The 16659-nt window shown below is 64.0% G+C and carries 16 protein-coding genes; 4 read left to right on the top strand and 12 right to left on the bottom strand.

Annotated features, from left to right (window positions below):
- Window positions 1-63: 63 nt before the first annotated feature.
- The 6 genes from scpB to V1278_RS21400 all read right to left on the bottom strand — a co-directional run bounded on the left by scpB (window position 64) and on the right by V1278_RS21400 (window position 7311).
- Window positions 64-795 carry an SMC-Scp complex subunit ScpB gene (scpB, locus tag V1278_RS21425; protein ID WP_247512925.1) on the bottom strand — a complete coding sequence of 244 codons (732 nt, stop codon included), beginning with the start codon at window positions 793-795 and terminating at the stop codon, window positions 64-66.
- A gap of 18 nt (window positions 796-813) precedes the next feature.
- Window positions 814-1641 carry a segregation and condensation protein A gene (locus tag V1278_RS21420; RefSeq protein ID WP_334362846.1) on the bottom strand — a complete coding sequence of 276 codons (828 nt, stop codon included), beginning with the start codon at window positions 1639-1641 and terminating at the stop codon, window positions 814-816.
- Complete coding sequence (gene nagZ / locus V1278_RS21415; protein ID WP_334382119.1) at window positions 1638-2660, bottom strand: beta-N-acetylhexosaminidase; 1023 nt, start codon at window positions 2658-2660, stop codon at window positions 1638-1640. Before nagZ ends, V1278_RS21420 begins: the two co-directional genes overlap by 4 nt.
- A gap of 47 nt (window positions 2661-2707) precedes the next feature.
- The gene (locus V1278_RS21410) at window positions 2708-4180 is read right to left on the bottom strand and encodes an SPOR domain-containing protein (protein ID WP_334382118.1); all 1473 of its coding nucleotides are present in this window, start codon (window positions 4178-4180) and stop codon (window positions 2708-2710) included.
- 119 nt (window positions 4181-4299) lie between these two features.
- On the bottom strand, window positions 4300-6093 hold the full coding sequence (gene argS / locus V1278_RS21405) for an arginine--tRNA ligase (protein ID WP_334382117.1): 1794 nt from the start codon (window positions 6091-6093) through the stop codon (window positions 4300-4302).
- Window positions 6094-6102: 9 nt separating this feature from the next.
- Window positions 6103-7311, bottom strand: a complete 1209-nt coding sequence (locus V1278_RS21400; protein WP_334382116.1) for a deoxyguanosinetriphosphate triphosphohydrolase — start codon at window positions 7309-7311, stop codon at window positions 6103-6105.
- Window positions 7312-7415: 104 nt separating this feature from the next.
- Here V1278_RS21400 and erpA point away from each other — a divergent pair, with 104 nt between their 5' ends.
- Complete coding sequence (gene erpA / locus V1278_RS21395) at window positions 7416-7745, top strand: iron-sulfur cluster insertion protein ErpA (RefSeq protein ID WP_028345909.1); 330 nt, start codon at window positions 7416-7418, stop codon at window positions 7743-7745.
- A 192-nt stretch (window positions 7746-7937) separates the two neighbouring features.
- Here the strand turns inward: erpA and V1278_RS21390 are convergent, their stop codons facing one another.
- On the bottom strand, window positions 7938-8843 hold the full coding sequence (locus V1278_RS21390; protein WP_334362851.1) for a LysR family transcriptional regulator: 906 nt from the start codon (window positions 8841-8843) through the stop codon (window positions 7938-7940).
- A 227-nt stretch (window positions 8844-9070) separates the two neighbouring features.
- Here V1278_RS21390 and V1278_RS21385 point away from each other — a divergent pair, with 227 nt between their 5' ends.
- Together V1278_RS21385 and V1278_RS21380 are read left to right on the top strand one after the other, a co-directional pair.
- Window positions 9071-10144, top strand: coding sequence for a tartrate dehydrogenase (locus V1278_RS21385; protein WP_334362852.1), 1074 nt, complete (start codon window positions 9071-9073; stop codon window positions 10142-10144).
- Between the two features lie 78 nt (window positions 10145-10222).
- The gene (locus V1278_RS21380; RefSeq protein WP_334362853.1) at window positions 10223-11191 is read left to right on the top strand and encodes a tripartite tricarboxylate transporter substrate binding protein BugD; all 969 of its coding nucleotides are present in this window, start codon (window positions 10223-10225) and stop codon (window positions 11189-11191) included.
- 75 nt (window positions 11192-11266) lie between these two features.
- Here the strand turns inward: V1278_RS21380 and V1278_RS21375 are convergent, their stop codons facing one another.
- The 3 genes from V1278_RS21375 to V1278_RS21365 are packed head-to-tail and all read right to left on the bottom strand — an operon-like array spanning window position 11267 to window position 12180.
- Window positions 11267-11491: a GDCCVxC domain-containing (seleno)protein gene (locus V1278_RS21375; RefSeq protein WP_334362854.1), complete on the bottom strand. Its 225-nt coding sequence runs from the start codon at window positions 11489-11491 to the stop codon at window positions 11267-11269.
- Window positions 11492-11495: 4 nt separating this feature from the next.
- Complete coding sequence (locus V1278_RS21370; RefSeq protein WP_334362855.1) at window positions 11496-11780, bottom strand: cation transporter; 285 nt, start codon at window positions 11778-11780, stop codon at window positions 11496-11498.
- 13 nt (window positions 11781-11793) lie between these two features.
- Complete coding sequence (locus tag V1278_RS21365; protein WP_334362856.1) at window positions 11794-12180, bottom strand: mercuric transporter MerT family protein; 387 nt, start codon at window positions 12178-12180, stop codon at window positions 11794-11796.
- Window positions 12181-12228: 48 nt separating this feature from the next.
- Between V1278_RS21365 and V1278_RS21360 the strand changes: the two genes are divergently transcribed.
- Window positions 12229-12672, top strand: coding sequence for a MerR family transcriptional regulator (locus V1278_RS21360; RefSeq protein ID WP_334362857.1), 444 nt, complete (start codon window positions 12229-12231; stop codon window positions 12670-12672).
- A 5-nt stretch (window positions 12673-12677) separates the two neighbouring features.
- On the opposite strand, the gene V1278_RS21355 is transcribed toward V1278_RS21360, so the two are convergent.
- Window positions 12678-13532 (bottom strand): amidohydrolase family protein, encoded by an 855-nt coding sequence (locus tag V1278_RS21355; protein WP_334362858.1) that lies wholly within the window; start codon window positions 13530-13532, stop codon window positions 12678-12680.
- Complete coding sequence (locus tag V1278_RS21350; RefSeq protein ID WP_334362859.1) at window positions 13529-16657, bottom strand: efflux RND transporter permease subunit; 3129 nt, start codon at window positions 16655-16657, stop codon at window positions 13529-13531. The genes V1278_RS21355 and V1278_RS21350 overlap by 4 nt, the downstream gene beginning before the upstream one ends.
- Window positions 16658-16659 lie beyond the last annotated feature (2 nt).

Genomic DNA, 16659 nt, shown 5'->3' with positions numbered 1-16659 from the left:
GCGGCTACGTATTATGGCTATTATTAACCCCGCCTGAGTGGATAATCGGCGGAGCCATCGGAACTAGCTTTCGCTGCCGCCTTCAGGCTCGGCGGCAGGAGCCAGCAGCAGTTCCAGGTTGTCGCCAGCGTCCAGCGGATCCTCGTCCTCACGCAGCGCCACATCATCCGACGGCGTCGGAACGCTGAAGCCGGAAGGCAGCCGCGAATCCAGGAGCCCCGTACCCTTCAGCTCTTCCAGGCCCGGCAGGTCGCTCAGCGCCTCCAGGCTGAACTGCGAAAGGAACGCTTCCGTTGTGCCGAACGTCAGCGGCCGCCCCGGCGTCTTGCGGCGGCCGCGGGGCCGAATCCAGCCGGTTTCGAGCAGCACATCCAGCGTTCCCTTTGACGTGATCACGCCGCGGATCTCCTCGATCTCGGCGCGCGTCACGGGCTGGTGATAGGCAATGATCGCGAGCACCTCGATCGCCGCCCGCGACAGCCGCCGCGTCTCCGTGCTTTCGCGCGTCATCAGCCACGACAGGTCGCCCGCGGTGCGGAACGTCCATTTGTTGGCGACCCGCACCAGATTGACGCCGCGCGGCGCATACTCCGCCTGCAACTGCGCCAGCGCCGCCTTGACGTCGACGCCGTCGGGCATGCGCTTGGCAAGCGCCGCCTGATCGATCGGCTCCGCGGAGGCAAACAGCAACGCTTCGAGCAGCCGCAATTCCTCGGGCCGCGCGGCCTGATCGGTATGTTGGTCGATGGGATGGTCCTCGGCATCTTCCATGCGTTTTTCCGCCAGGCTTGCCATGGCTAGGTCTCCTTCCACTTACTCGACCGTCATATCCGGCGCAGGCATTGCGGCCTGCGGCGGACGCTTACGAAAATACAGCGGCGCGAACGCCTCTTTCTGGTTCAATTCCATCTCGCCTTCGCGCACCAGTTCGAGGGCTGCGGCAAAGCTCGACGCAAACACCGTTGCGCGCTGCGAGGGATCGACCACGTAGCTGAGCAGGTAATCGTCGAGGCAGTTCCACTCCTCGGACTCGGCCATGCCGACCAGCCGCTCCAGCGAGGCGCGCGCTTCGGCCAGCGACCACACCGTGCGCTTGGCCAAATGCACCGTCGCCAGCACGCGCTGCTGGCGCTGCGTGGCATAGGCGGTGAGCAGGTCGAACAGCGTCGCCGTGAATTTGGGGTGCTTGATTTCGGCGATCGTTTCCGGATTGCCGCGCGGGAAGATATCGCGCTGGAACTGCGGCCGGTTCATCAACCGGTTGGCGGCTTCGCGGATGGCTTCGAGCCGGCGCAGCCGGTTGGCCAGGGCGGTGGCCATTTCCTCGGCGCTTGGCCCATCGGGCGTGGCCGGTTCGGGCAACAATAGCCGCGATTTCAGGAACGCAAGCCAGGCGGCCATCACGAGGTAATCGGCGGCGAGTTCGAGGCGGATCTTTCGCGCCGCCTCGATGAAGGTCAGATACTGGTCTGCCAGCGCCAGGATCGAAATCTTGGCGAGATCGACCTTCTGCTGCCGCGCCAGCGTGAGCAGCAAGTCGAGCGGGCCCTCATAGCCCTCGACGTCGACGACCAGCGCCGGCTCGCCTTCGGTGATTTCGGCGGGCCGTCCGGTTTCAAACGATAGAATCTCAGCCGTCATGCCGTTCCTACCCGATCCATCAACGCTTCAAGTTCAGCCCGCGCCGCCTGCCGGTCAAACGGCTCAGGCTGCTTTCGCGAGGACAGCGCCCGTGTGGCGCGGCTCAAGGCCTCGCCCGCCAGTCCCGGCGTCTCGCGCGCTACATCGCGCATTTCGTCGAGCTTGCCGTTGCAATGCAGAACTATGTCGCAGCCGGCGCTGACGATGGCGCGGGTCCGATCCGAGATCGATCCCGCCAACGCATTCATCGACACGTCATCACTCATCAACAAACCCTGGAACCCAATTACGCCGCGAATCACCTGCCGGATGATTGTCGCAGAAGTCGTCGCCGGTTGGACGGGGTCTAACGCGCTAAACACAACATGCGCGGTCATGGCCATCGGAAGGTCCGCCAGCGGCTGAAAGGCGGCGAAATCAGTCCGTTCCAGCTCTTCCCGCGCTGTATCAACGATCGGGAGCCGGAAATGGCTATCCGCATTTGCCCGGCCATGGCCGGGAACGTGCTTCAGCACAGGCAGCACGCCGCCCTGCTCCAGCCCCTCTGTGACGGCGCGGGCGATCGCTGAGACCTTGCCCGGCTCGGTTCCATAGGCCCGGTTGCCGATCACGGCGTCCGCGCCAGCCACCGGCACGTCCGCCAGCGGCAGGCAATCGACAGTGATGCCGAGGTCGATCAGGTCGACCGCGATCAGGCGCGAGCTCAAGCGCGCGGCTTGCAGGCCCAGCGTTGGCTCGATGTCGTAGAGCGCACCGAAGGTGGCGCCGGGCGGATATGTCGGCCAATGCGGCGGCCCGAGCCGGGCCACCCGCCCGCCTTCCTGGTCGATCAGGACCGGCGCATCCGCCTCGCCTATAAGACCCCGGAATTCATCAACAAGCGCAGATACTTGGTCCGGCGTCTCGACATTGCGTTTGAACAGGATCAGGCCCCATGGCCGTTCGCCACGGATGAATTCGCGCTCCGCGGCGCTCAGCTCCAGTCCCGATACGCCCGTGATGAATGCGCGGCTTGTCATGGGGGCCGATTAGGCCCCTCACGGCCCCGGGGTCAAGGAAACCGCCGTTAATTCCTTTGGACGAAGCACTGCCCGCCGGCAGATTTCAGGCTGCTGCAGACCTGTGCTGCCTCTTCGGACGAGCCGAACGGGCCGGCGAATGCGCGGTAATAGACGCCCTTCTCGCCGAGATCGACGCGTTTCACCAGCGACGAGTGCGATCCCAGCACGCTCGGGAACTTGCTCTGCAGCGCCCGGTAGGAGGCCTGCGCGTCGGCCTCGTTCTTCTGCGAGGAGACCTGGACCAGGTAGCCTCCGCCGGTCGGGGCAGCCGGCTGGGCCGGATTGGTCGCCGCCATTCGGGTTGGCGGGGCGGGATCGGCCTGCGGCGCGAGCGACACTGGCGTATTGGCGCTGGCATTGGCTGAAGCCGGATTACGCGCTGGCGGTGTTACGGGAGCCGCAGCCGGGGCAGCCGCGCTTCGCGTCGTCGGTGCCGGCCTCGGCGGCGGCGCGCTGGCCCCTGCCGGAATGCCGCCATTGTCAGCGGGGTCGCCCTTGACGGCGAGCGTCCTGATCCTGCGCGGCTCGTTGTTCGGCATCGTACCGTTCACGCCGGTCTGCGGGGGCGGGCCGGACGGCGAAACGCTCGCGACCGGCGGCGGATTGCTATTCGGATTCAGCGGCGGAAACACCACGCGCGGCGCGCCGGACCTTGCATTGACGTCGACCGGCGTCTCTTCGCGCGACACCAGCTTCTCGCCGCCATCGCCCGGCAGCATGCGGTCAGGGGCCTTGGCGGCGCCCACGTCGGACGGTGCCGGCATTACCTTGGTCGGGCTATTGTCGGCCCTGATGATCGGCGGCTCGCCCGAGCGGGGCGAACCGATGTAAGTGCGATAGCCAAAGGCAGCGCCCGTCCCGACCACAGCCAACGCCAGCACCGCAGCGACCGTCATCAGGCCGCTCGAGCGCTTCTTCGGAGCGGGCTCCTCCTCGTATTCGCCCTGGTACGCATAGGGATCGTCCGGATAGGCCGGATCGCGTTGATAGTCGTGCTCGCCATTTTCGAGCCGTCCATACAGCGCTTCGTCGTAGCGCGACGGGTCCTGCTGCGGCTCGTCGGCATCTTGCTGCGGAGCCTCGTAATAGTCCTGCGAGTCCTGCGCGGGCGCCTGATGCTGGGCCGCGTAGCGGTGCAAGGGATGCACCGCCGCCGGCTGGTAATCCGGCTCGTCGTCGTAAGCCTGATCCTGCGGCAAAGGCGATGGAAGTGGCGGCGGCGGGGTTTCCTGGCGCGTTTCCTGGCGCGCGCGCTGCATCCATGCCGGCGGGGCTGGAGGCGCGTCGAGATCTTCCGGTGGATCATACCGCTGTGGACGCACATTCGCCCGCGACTGCAGCGGATGCGGTGTCGGTTTGGCGGCAGCCCCGTACGGGTCGTTCTGCCCGATCAGCCTTGCGAGCTCGGCAAGCGGATCGCTCTCGCCGCGATCTTGGTCGGCGGAGGGAAAATGTCGGTCCTGATATCGATCAGCCATCGTGATGATGCATCCCCTACGGGACAGCGCCAACCCGCCATGTCAAACAAACCATGACGAGCGTGGCCCCTGCCAGATACCCCCACGAACCCCCATTCGTGAAGGGCCTTCGCCCCTGCCTACCGCATCTCGGTCGGAGCGTGGACGCCGAGAACGGCTAAGCCCGATGCCAGAACCGAGACGACGCCCTGGACCATAGCCAGTCGCGCCCTCGTGATCTCTGCATCATTAGTTATAATGAAGCGTAAATAGGGCAAATCCCGCCCCTTCGTCCACAACGCGTGAAATTCACTGGCCAAATCATATAGATAAAAAGCGATTCGGTGCGGTTCATGTGCGACCGCCGCCGCCTCGATTATCCGGGGATAGAGCGCCAGCCGCTTCAAAAGGTCAAGTTCGGCCGGATCCGTCAGCCGCTCCACCGGGGAATCCCACAAATAGGCCGTCCGGGCCACGTCATCCTCGGGGAGGTCTGGAACCACCTCGCTGGCATTCTTGAAAATTGAGTGGCCGCGGGCGTGCCCGTACTGGACGTAGAAAACCGGATTGTCCTTCGATTGCTCGAGCACCTTGGCGAGATCGAAATCGAGCACGGCATCGTTCTTGCGGAACAGCATCATGAACCGCACCGCATCGGACCCGACTTCGTCGACCACTTCGCGCAGCGTGACGAAATCGCCGGAGCGCTTCGACATCCGCACCGGCTCGCCGGCGCGCAGCAGGCGAACGAGCTGCACCACCTTGACGTCGAGCGCCGCCTTGCCGCCGCTGACGCCCTTCACCGCCGCCTGCATGCGCTTGATGTAACCGCCATGGTCGGCGCCGAACACGTCGATCATGTCGAGGAAGCCGCGATCGACCTTGTTCTTGTGATAGGCGATGTCGGAAGCGAAGTAAGTGTAAGAGCCATCCGACTTGATCAACGGACGATCGACATCGTCGCCGTAGGCGGTGGCGCGGAACAGCGTCTGGATCCGGTCCTCGTAATCCTCGACCGGCTTGCCCTTCGGCGGCGGCAGGCGGCCCTCGTAGATATCGCCCTTGGCGCGCAGGAAATCGATGGTCTCGGTAACCTTGTTGTTGCCGGTCTCGATCAGCGACCGCTCCGAGAAGAACACCTCGTGCCTGATATTGAGCGCGGCGAGATCGCTCTTGATCATGTCCATCATCATGGCGATCGCCTTGGCGCGCACGATCGGCAGCCAGGCAGCTTCAGCCATCGCCTTCAGCCTGTCTCCGTGCTCGGCCGCAAGCGCCTGCCCGACCGGCACGAGATAGTCGCCGGGGTAAAGCCCTTCCGGGATCTCGCCGATGACTTCGCCGAGCGCTTCCAGATAGCGCAGGTAGACCGAGCGCGCGAGCACGTCGACCTGCGCGCCGGCGTCATTGATGTAATATTCGCGTGTGACGTCGTAGCCTGCAAAATCCAGCAGGCCGCACAGCGCATCGCCAAACACCGCGCCGCGGCAATGGCCGACATGCATCGGCCCGGTCGGGTTGGCCGAGACATATTCGACGTTGACCTTGGCGCCGGCGCCGACTGCGCTTTTGCCATAGGCCGCGCCTTCGCGCAGCATGGTGCGCAATTCGTCGGCCCAGACCTGGGGCTTCAAGGTGAGATTGATGAAGCCGGGCCCCGCGACCTCGACGGCGGCAACCAGATCGTCGGCGCGCAATTTTTCCGCGATCTTGTCGGCGAGTTCGCGCGGCTTTGCCTTGGCGTCCTTGGCCAGCACCATCGCGGCGTTGGTCGCCATGTCGCCATGGCTCGCGTCGCGCGGCGGTTCGACCACGACGCGGGAGAAATCGATGCCGGCGGGCCATTGGCCCTCGGCTGCGAGCGCGGCGCAGATCGCCTGCACGCGCGCCAGCGCGTCGGCGAACAGATGCTGTGTGGCTGGCTGATCGGACATGGCCGCCGCCTAACGCAAATCCGGGGTCGAGTCAAAAAGCCGCTGGTGCTCCATCAGGGCGTAGCGGTCGGTCATCCCGGCGATGAAATTGCCAATCCGGCGCGCCCGCTCGCCATCCGTGACGCGCTCGGTACCCTCCACCCATTCGGCCGGCAGGTCCCCCGGCGAATTCTGGTAGCGCGCGAACAGGTCGAACAGGATGCCTTCCGCCTCGCCCATCACCCGCATCACCCGATTGTGGCGGTACATGCGCTGCTTCAGGAACGCCTTGATGGCGGCCTCCTCCTCGGCGACGTCAGGCGGAAAGGCGATCAGCGGCTGGTGATGGTGGCGGACGTCATGAGCCGATTGCGGTTTCGCTTCTGCCAAGCGCCTGCCCGCCTCCGACATGACCGCCATGATCATGTAGGAAATTAGCTCGCGTACCAGTTCCGCGCCGCGCCTGGCGTCGTCAAGGTTGGGATAATGCCGGTCGATTTCGGCGATGATCGCCTCAGTCAGCGGCATCACCTTGAGATCGTCGACAGCAAACAGTCCGGCGCGTAGGCCGTCGTCGATATCGTGGGCATCATAGGCGATGTCGTCGGCAAACGCTGCGGCCTGCGCCTCCAGCGAGGCGTAGCTCCACAGCTCGAGATCGAATTTTTGATCGAAGTCGGAAATGCCGATCGGGATGCCGCGGTCGCGGTAAGGCCCGGCCGGGGCCCCGTCTCGCTCGGTCAGCGGGCCGTTGTGCTTGACGATGCCCTCCAGCGATTCCCAGGTCAGGTTCAGCCCGTCGAACTCAGGATAGCGATGCTCCAGCGAGGTCACGACCCGCAGCGCCTGCGCGTTGTGGTCGAAGCCGCCGTGATCCCTGAGGCATTTGTCGAGCGCCCGCTCGCCAGCATGGCCGAACGGGGGATGGCCGAGGTCATGGGCCAGCGCCAGCGTTTCGGTAAGATCCTCGTCGAGGCCGAGCTGGCGGGCCAGCGCGCGGGCGATCTGCGCCACTTCCAGCGAATGGGTCAGCCGGGTGCGGTAGTGGTCGCCCTCGTGGAACACGAAAACTTGTGTCTTGTGCTTCAGCCGGCGGAACGCGGTGGAATGGATCACCCGGTCGCAATCGCGCCGGAACGGGCTGCGGGTCCGGCTCGGCGGCTCCGGAAACAGCCGGCCGCGGCTCCGGTCAGGGTCGCAGCCATAAAGCGCGCGGGGGGCAGCCATTCCGACCGACACGGTTTTTTAGTCCTTATCCATTTGATTCCGCGAGATTGCGCACTTAACTATGTCTAACGCGCCATACCAAATGAATTGGGTATGACGGGGCCGGAGACCATGCAATGACCACTGCCATCACCGTCAGCGAGCGGGCCGCCCGCCGCATCGGGGAAATCCTCAGGAATGAAGGCGACGGCGCCATGCTGCGCATCTCCGTCGAGGGCGGCGGCTGCTCTGGCTTCCAGTACAAGTTCGACGTCGACCGCGCCAAGGCCGAGGACGACCTCGTGATCGCGCGTGAGGGCGCGGTGGTGCTGGTCGATCCAGCCTCGGTGCCGTTCCTCGCCGGATCCGAAGTCGATTTCGTCGACGACCTGATCGGCGCGTCGTTCCGCGTGGTCAATCCGAATGCCACGGCGTCGTGCGGCTGCGGGACGAGCTTTTCGGTTTGAGAAGGGACGCGAAGGCGTCTCCACTTGTCGTCCCTGCGAACGCAGGGACCCATAACCACCGTCGCCAATTGTTGAAGCACAGCCGGCGACCACCCTCCCCGGATAATATCCGCCGCGGCGTATGGGTCCCGGATCGCGCTCGCTACGCTCGCTTGTCCGGGACGACGGTGTAGATCGTCGCAAACAAGCGCTCTACGCCTCGCGCGCGTAGCGCGGCAAATCGGCTTTCAGCATTTCGAGAACGTCATCCCTGACCGGATCGCGCGTGCCCCGCGTCCAGGCAGCCGCTAGCGGCAGCTTGTTCATGTCGGAGGCGGCAAGGCGGATGAAGCGGACGCCGCGCGTCGCCATGCGCGAGGTCCAGCGCGGGACGATGGCGACGCCAAGGCCGGTGGAAACCAGGTTGACGATGGTCTGCTTCTCGTCAGCGATTTGCGACACGCGCGCCTCACACCCCGCCTCGGCGAACAGTTTCATGGTGAGGTCGTGGCTGTGCGGACGCGAGCGTCGTTCGGGCACGATCAACGGCTCGCGCTCGAGATCGGCGATGGTCACGCGCTTGCGCTGTGACAGCGGATGCCGATCGGCGACCGCGACGACGGCCGTCTCGTGCAGCAGAAACAGAAACTCCAGACGCTTGTCGGGCCGCTCCGGCGGGCGCACGAAGGCGAGATCGAGCCGGCCGGACAACAGCCGCGGCAGCAGGCGCACGGTCTTGTCCTCGACCAGTTGCACGGTGACGTCAGGCCGCCGCCCGCGGAAATCGTGCAACAGCCGCGGCAACAGCCCGGCGGCGGCGCTGTCGATGGCGCCGACGCGAATGATCGCGGCGCGCTTGCGGCCGCCGGTGCGAAACCGCCCTGCAAGCGCATCGGCCTGCGTCAACAGCGCCCGCGCCTCCTTGAGCAGTTCGGCGCCATCATCTGTCAGCGCGACGCTTCGCGTCGTGCGCGTCATCAGCCGCGTGCCGAGATCCTCTTCAAGCAGGCGGATGAAACGGCCGAGCGCCGACGGCAGCATGTCGAGCCGCTGCGCTGCCCGGCCAAAATGCAGTTCCTCGGCGGCAGCCACGAAGCAACGCAAGTGATGAAGGTCCATCGCTCCTCCCCACCAGGATTATATCAATTTTTTGTATAAACGCGAGCCGGTTGTCCATCGGCGGCGGCCGCCACAGGATGCTCCGAGCAAGGCCCGCAGGTGCCCCTGTCATTGCGAGCGCAGCGAAGCAATCCATAGCGCCGCACGTGGAGCGATTGGATTGCTTCGTCGCTTCGCTCCTCGCAATGACTGGTCTACGAGCGGAGATCGTTTCCAAGGAGAATTCGATGCGTGAATATTCAATCGCCGCCATTCCGGCCGATGGCATCGGCCCGGAAGTTATCGCCGCCGGCGTCACTGCGCTCGAAAACCTCGCGAGGCGGCTCGGCGACGTGAAATTCAACGTCGAAACCTTCGATTGGGGCTCGGCCTATTATCGCAAGCACGGCGTGATGATGCCGGCCGACGGCCTCGCCACGCTGAAGAAATTCGACGCGATCTATTTCGGCGCGGTCGGCGCGCCCGACGTGCCCGATCACATCACGCTGTGGGGCCTGCGCCTGCCGATCTGCCAGGGCTTTGACCAATACGCCAACGTGCGGCCGACCCGGATCCTGCCCGGCATCACCTCGCCGCTTCGCCATGCCGAGGTGGGCGACCTAGACTGGGTGATCGTGCGTGAAAACTCCGAAGGCGAATATGCCGGCTGCGGCGGACGGGTGCATCGCGGCCTGCCGGAAGAAGTCGGCACGGAAGTCGCCGTCTTCACCCGCGTCGGGGTCCAGCGCATCATGCGCTACGCGTTCCGCCTGGCGCAATCGCGGCCGCGAAAACTGCTCACGGTGGTGACAAAATCGAATGCGCAGCGGCATGGCATGGTGATGTGGGACGAGATCGCCGAGCAGGTCTCGAAAGAGTTTCCTGACGTCACCTGGGACAAGATGCTGGTCGACGCGATGACAGTGCGGATGACGCTGAAGCCGCAGAGCCTCGACACCATCGTCGCGACCAACCTTCACGCCGATATCCTGTCCGATCTCGCCGGTGCGCTCGCCGGCAGCCTCGGCGTAGCGCCGACGGCGAACATCGATCCAGAGCGGCGCTTTCCCTCGATGTTCGAACCGATCCACGGCTCGGCGTTCGACATCACCGGAAAGGGCATTGCCAACCCGGTTGCGAGTTTCTGGACGGCATCGCAGATGCTCGACCATCTCGGCGAGGTTGAAGCCTCGGCGCGGCTGATGCGTGCCGTGGAAAAGGTCACGGGCGCCGGCATCACGACGCCCGATGTCGGCGGCACAGCGACGACCAAGGATGTCACCGCGGCCGTTGTGGAGGCGATCCATAGCTCCAATGTGTGAGGCCCGCACGGCGAACCGGTCGTGCGGCAAGAGGCCTGCGTTCAAAGCCAAACAAAACAAATTCTCCGGGAGGCACGTATGAGGAAAACAGCCGTCATCGCCGCAGCGCTTACGATGCTCAGTTCGACCGCTTTGGCGCAGAACTATCCCAACAGGCCTATTACGTTGCTGGTCCCGTTCGCCGCCGGCGGCGCCACCGACACGGTCGCGCGGGTGACGGCGCAATCGATGTCAAAACTCCTGGGCCAGACCATCGTCATCGAGAACGCGACCGGCGCCGGCGGCACCATCGCGGCCACGCGCGCCTCACGCGCGGAGGCGGACGGCTACACGCTCCTGATCCACCATATCGGCATCTCCACAGCCGCCACGCTCTATCGCAAGCTGCCTTACGACACCAAGACGGCATTCGCGCCGATCGGCCTTGTCACCAATGCGCCGATGACGATCATCGGGCGGCCCGATTTGCCGCCGAACACACTCGCCGAACTCGTTACCTACATCAAGGCCAACGGCGACAAGATGACGTTCGGCAATGCCGGCCTCGGCGCCGCGTCGCACCTCTGCGGCATGCTGTTCATGACTGCGGTCGGCAAGGAAATCCTGACCGTGCCCTACAAGGGCAATGCGCCCGTCATGAACGATCTGATCGCCAAGCAGATCGACCTCTCCTGCGACCAGACCACCAACACCACGAGCCCGATCGCGTCGAAGATGGTCAAGGCTTACGCCATCACGACGAAGACACGGCTCGCGTCCATGCCCGATCTGCCTGCCGCCGACGAAGCGGGCCTGAAAGGCTTTGAAGTCGGCGCATGGCACGGCATCTACGCGCCGAAGGGTACGCCCGACGAGATCGTTCAAAAACTCTCCAAGACGCTGCAAGAGGCATTGCGCGATCCGGATTTGGTGAAGCGCTTCAACGACATCAACACGGAGCCTGTCTCGCAAAGCGAAGCGACGCCCGACGCCTTGAAGGCGAAATTGATCAGCGAAGTCGATCGCTGGGCGCCGATCATCAAGGCGGCGGGGCAGTTTGCGGATTGAGGAAAAGCTGTCAAATCGCGCGCCCGCCGCCGCGCGGGCCGCGCGTGATGTCAGTCGTTGATGTGCTATAAGCAACTACGAGCAACACGCCGCGCCGTCCGACTCGCCGATTCGCTGGGCCTGAATAGGTGGACACGGTATCGACCCGTAGGAACAGAACACGCAACAATCGCCCGCTTTCGGCTTCAGCTTCGTGCCGCAGCCCGTGCATTCATAGAAAAACTGACAGGCATCGGTGGGCATCGTCTCCATTTTTGAAACGGCGCAGTGCGGACATGTGATCGTCGATTCCAGCATCATGGCATCAGCTCTTCGGCGCCGACGGATAGCCGGCGTTGGTCGTCGCCGACATCAACCGGCTCACATCGGTTTTGGCATCGTCATAGACGATCGTTGCCGTCTTGTCCCTGAAGGACACGGCAACCTTGGCGACGCCGGGAACGGCCTGCAAGCTGCTCTTGACGATGGAAGGGCATGACGCGCAGTCCATGTTGACCACGGCCAGGGTGATCGTTCTGTCTTCGGCCAATGCTGCTGGCGAAGCGATGATGCCGATTGCAAATGCTGTGCGGGCGAAAACCTTATGCATGGCAGTTCTCCGGTCACGAATTGAGAAACAGTGGCGCGATGAGGTCGACGCCAATCGCGGCGGCGACGAGGATCGTCGCCAGGATAAGCGTCGTTTTGACGATGCGATCCGAAACCGGGCGCGCGCACGCTTCCAAATCGGCGCAGGCGCGCGTTGAAGATCGGTAAACCCGCCAATAGCCGTATCCGAGGAGCATGAGCGTCGCAGCGATGAAGAAAGGCTGATAGGGGGCGATCCGGGTGAAATTTCCAATCCATGCACCGCTGACGCCAAGACCGAACAAGACCAGCGGCAGGATACAGCAGGAGGACGCCGCCAGCGCCCCAAGCAGGCCGCCCGCGGCAACCAGACTTTGCCGCCGTCGGCTATCGTCAAAGTGATCAACTTCGTTGAATTTCATGGGCTAAAGCGTGCATCCTGTAGTCACTACAGGATCAAGGACAATATCATGCGCACCATCACGACTTCGCGAGCCGAAACTCTTTCGATCGGCGAGCTGTCCCGGCTTAGCGGCGTGAACATTGAGACCATCCGCTACTACGAGCGGATCAAGATGCTGCCGACACCACCCCGAACGACGAGCGGCCGGCGGGTTTACGGACCAGCCGAAAAACGGGCATTGGGTTTCATCCGTCGTTCTCGCGAACTCGGGTTCACGCTAGAGGAGATCCGGGCCTTGCTCGCCCTGGGCGGACCAGCGCGGGCCTCCTGTGCCGACGTACACAAGATCGCAAGCACTCATCTGAACAACGTTCGCAGCAAACTTGCGGACCTCGTTAAGCTCGAGTCCGTTTTGGCGGAAACAATTGCGCAATGCAGTGACGGAACGAGTCCCGATTGCCCGGTGCTCGATATTCTGGATGCAGACAGGCAAGGCGACGTAACTCTTTAACGTCCTCACCGCTCCGAGCCGAATAACGCCCGCGCATTCCCATTGGCAATTTGCGCTGCGATCTTCGGCGGCAACTGGCCGAGCCAGGCACGGTACTCCGCGATGATCTCGCCGTAGCTTTCCCAGCGCTGATTGATCCAGGTGTCGGAGCCGAGCAGAAAGCGGTCCGGGAAGCGCTCGAACAGCGCGCGCCATTCCGCCGTCAGCTTGCCGCTGCCGTTCACGATGCCGCCGCGGTAGGACAATTCGCCCCACAGCTTCGGATATTTTGTGAGCATTTCCGCGACGCGGTCGGTCGAGAGACCGAAACCGGTATGGGCCCAGATGATGCGGGCGCGCGGATTGTGGCGCATCAGGATTTCGACGGCCACGTCATCGGCATGGGCATGCAGATAGAGGTCGTGCTCGACCGCGAAATCGACGGTCTTCTTCACCCACTCGGTATCGGCCGCCTTGCCCGAAATGTGGAACTCGCCGATGCCGCGGTAATAGCCGCGTTTGAACTCGTCCTGCACGAGGTCGAAGATGAAGGGGTCGCCGAACCAGGTCTGGATGTCGGCGCGCACCCGATAGGGCCGGATGAACGGCACGATCCAAAGGCCCTGCGGCTTGGCATCCATGAGCGCATGCGTGCCGGTGTTCGGACGGCTGGTTGCGAGGATGCCGGTGACGCGGTGCTTTTTGAACAGCGCCAGCACCTCGTCGACGCCAAAATGAGGCTTTGGCTCCCAATTGTAGTGCAGATGGGCGTCGAAGATTTCGATCGGCTCGTCGGCGTTGGCGCGATCGATCGTGCCCGCCGCCCATGCGAACGCGATCAGCAAGGCGATGAATCGCGATGCCCACCCGAACGTGGTCATTCGGCGGCGACCACGTGCGGCCGCTCGGCCTCGCCCGCTTCCTGCAGTTGCGGTTCGAGCTTGCGCCGCAGGCGGCGGTCGATGCGGTCGAGATAAATGTAGATCACGGGCGTGATGTACAGCGTCAGCAGTTGCGACAGGCAGAGACCGCCGACCACGGCGACGCCGAGCGGCTGGCGCAGTTCGGCGCCGGCACCGGCGCCGAGCGCGATCGGCAGCGTGCCGAAGATCGCGGCGAACGTCGTCATCATGATCGGACGGAAGCGCAACAGCGCCGCTTCCCGGATCGCGTGTTCCGCGCTTAAGCCGACGCGGCGACGCTCCAGCGCGAAGTCGACCATCATGATGGCGTTCTTCTTGACGATGCCGACCAGCATCACGATGCCGATCATCGCAATCACGGACATTTCCATCCCGAACATCATCAGGGTCAGGATCGCGCCGATACCGGCCGACGGCAGGCCGGAGATGATGGTGATCGGATGGATGAAGCTCTCGTAGAGAATGCCGAGGATGACGAAGGCGGCGAACACTGCGGCGAGGATCAGGACGCCCTGCCCGCGCAGCGAATCCTGGAACACCTGCGCGGTGCCGGAGAATCCGGTGGCGATCGTCGCCGGCAGATTCGAAGCCTGCTCCAGCTTGGTAATCTCGTCGACCGCGTAGCCCAGCGAATAGCCCGGCGCGAGGTTGAAGGAGATCGTCACCGCCGGCTGCTGCGCCTGGTGGTTGATCTGCAGCGGACCGACGGTCGGAACCAGTTTTGCCACCGCCGACAGCGGGATGGTCTGGTTGTTCTGGGTCTTCATGTAGAGCTTGGAGAGATCGGACGGATCGATCCGGAACTGCGGCTGCACCTCCAGGATGATCTGGTAGTCGTTCGACGGCATGTAGATGGTGCCGATCTGGCGCGAGCCATAGGCGTTGTAGAGTTGGTTGCGGACCTGATCGACGGTGACGCCGTAGACCGCGGCCTTCTCGCGGTCGATATCGACCGTCATCTGCGGGTTCTTGATGTAGAGGTCGGTGGTGACGTCGAGCAGGCCCGGCAGCTTCTCGATCTTCTCGCGCATTTCCGGCGCCAGCCGGTACAGCGAGTCGGTGTCGCCGCTCTGCATCACATACTGATACTGGCTCTTCGAGATCCGGCCGCCGATGTTGAGGTTCTGGATCGGCTGGAAGAACGCCTGCATGCCCGGAACCTGCCGCGCCTTGCCGCGCAGCCGCCCGATGATCGTGTTGAGGTTGTCGCGCTCCTTTTTCGGCTTCAGGGCGATGAACAGGCGTCCATAATTCGCCGTCGGATTGGGGCCGCCCGAGCCGACGGTGGAGTTGATGTAGTCGATCGCCGGATCGGATCTCAGCACGTCGACCAGCGCCTGCTGCCGCTCCTTCATCGCATCGAAGGAAGTATCGGTGGCGGCTTCGGTCACGCCGATCAGGAAGCCGGTGTCCTCCTGCGGGAAGAAGCCCTTGGGCACGATCATGTAGAGGTAGACGGTGCCGCCAAGCGTCGCCAGCGTCACCATCAGCATCATGAATTTGCGGGCCAGCACCCAGTCGAGCGTCCATTCATAGGCGCGCAGCCAGGATTCGAACATCCTCTCGAAGATGCGAAGCACGATGTTCGGCCGCTTGGTCGCGTCATGCGCCCGCAGCACGCGCGCGCACAGCATCGGGGTCAGCGTCAGCGACACGAATCCGGACACCAGGATGGCGACCGATACAGTCACCGCAAATTCGCGGAACACGCGGCCGACGATGCCGCCCATCAGGAGCACCGGAATGAACACCGCGATCAGCGAAAAGGTGATCGAAATGATGGTAAAGCCGATCTCGCGGGCGCCCTTCAGCGCCGCCTCGAACGGCCGCATGCCGTGCTCGATGTGGCGGACGATGTTTTCCAGCATGACGATGGCGTCGTCGACCACGAAGCCGACCGACAGCGTCATCGCCAGCAGCGTCATGTTGTTGATGGAATAGTCGAGCGCGTACATCACCGCGCAGGTGCCGAACAGCGAAATCGGCACCGCCAGCGCCGGAATGAAGGTCGCGGACGCCGAGCGCAGGAACAGGAAGATCACCAGGATCACCAGCCCGATCGCGATCAAAAGCGTTTCCTCGACGTCGGCCACCGCCTGGCGGATCGAGATCGAACGGTCCATCAGCACGTTGATCGAGACCGATGGCGGAATCTGCGCCCGCAGCACCGGCAGTTTGGCCAGGATGGAGTCGACCACCGCCACCGTGTTGGCGTCCGGCTGCTTCTGGATGCCGAGCACGATGGAACGGTCGCCGTTCAGCCAGCTCGCGATCCGCTCGTTCTCGACGCTGTCGTAGATCCGCGCCACCTCGTCGAGCTTGACCGGGGAGCCGTTGCGCCAGGCCACCACGATCTGGCGATAGTCCATCGCCTTATCCATCTGGCCCGAGGCCTGCAGGGCTACGTCCTGCTTCGGTCCGTTCAGCGTACCGACCGGGGTCGAGGAATTGGCGGCCGAAACTGCATTGCGAATGTCCTCGAGCGACAGCCCGCGCGCCGCGGCGGCCTCCGGATCGGCCTGAACGCGGATGGCGAATTTCTGCGCGCCGTAGACGCTGACCTGGGCGACGCCTGGAATCTGCGACAGGGTTTGGCCGATCGTGATCTCGCCATACTCGTTGACCGCCGACAGCGGCAGCGTCGACGAGCCGAGCACCACGAACAGCACCGGGAAATCGGCCGGATTCACTTTGCGGAAACTCGGCGGGATGATCATCTCGCGCGGCAACCGGCGCTGCGCGATCGTCAGCGCGGTCTGCACGTCGAGCGCGGCGGCATCGATGTTGCGGTTGAGGTCGAACTGGATGGTGATGGTGCTGGTGCCCTGTGACGAGTTCGACGACATCGACGAGATGCCGGCGATCGTCGAGAGCTGGCGCTCGATGACGCCCGCAACCGAAGACGCCATGGTGTCCGCGCTCGCGCCCGGCAGAGTCGCGGTCACGGCGATGGTCGGGAAATCGACCCGCGGCAGCGCCGAGACCGGCAGCAGGCGAAAGCCGAAGATCCCGAACGCGATGATCGACGCCGTGATCAGCGTCGTCATGACCGGCCGGCGGATGCAGAGTTCGGACAGGGTCATCG

This window comes from Bradyrhizobium sp. AZCC 1577, from assembly GCF_036924575.1.
In the GTDB taxonomy this organism is placed as follows: domain Bacteria; phylum Pseudomonadota; class Alphaproteobacteria; order Rhizobiales; family Xanthobacteraceae; genus Bradyrhizobium.
Note: the sequence above shows the minus strand (reverse complement) of the source record. Positions and strands in the feature narration are given on the sequence as shown.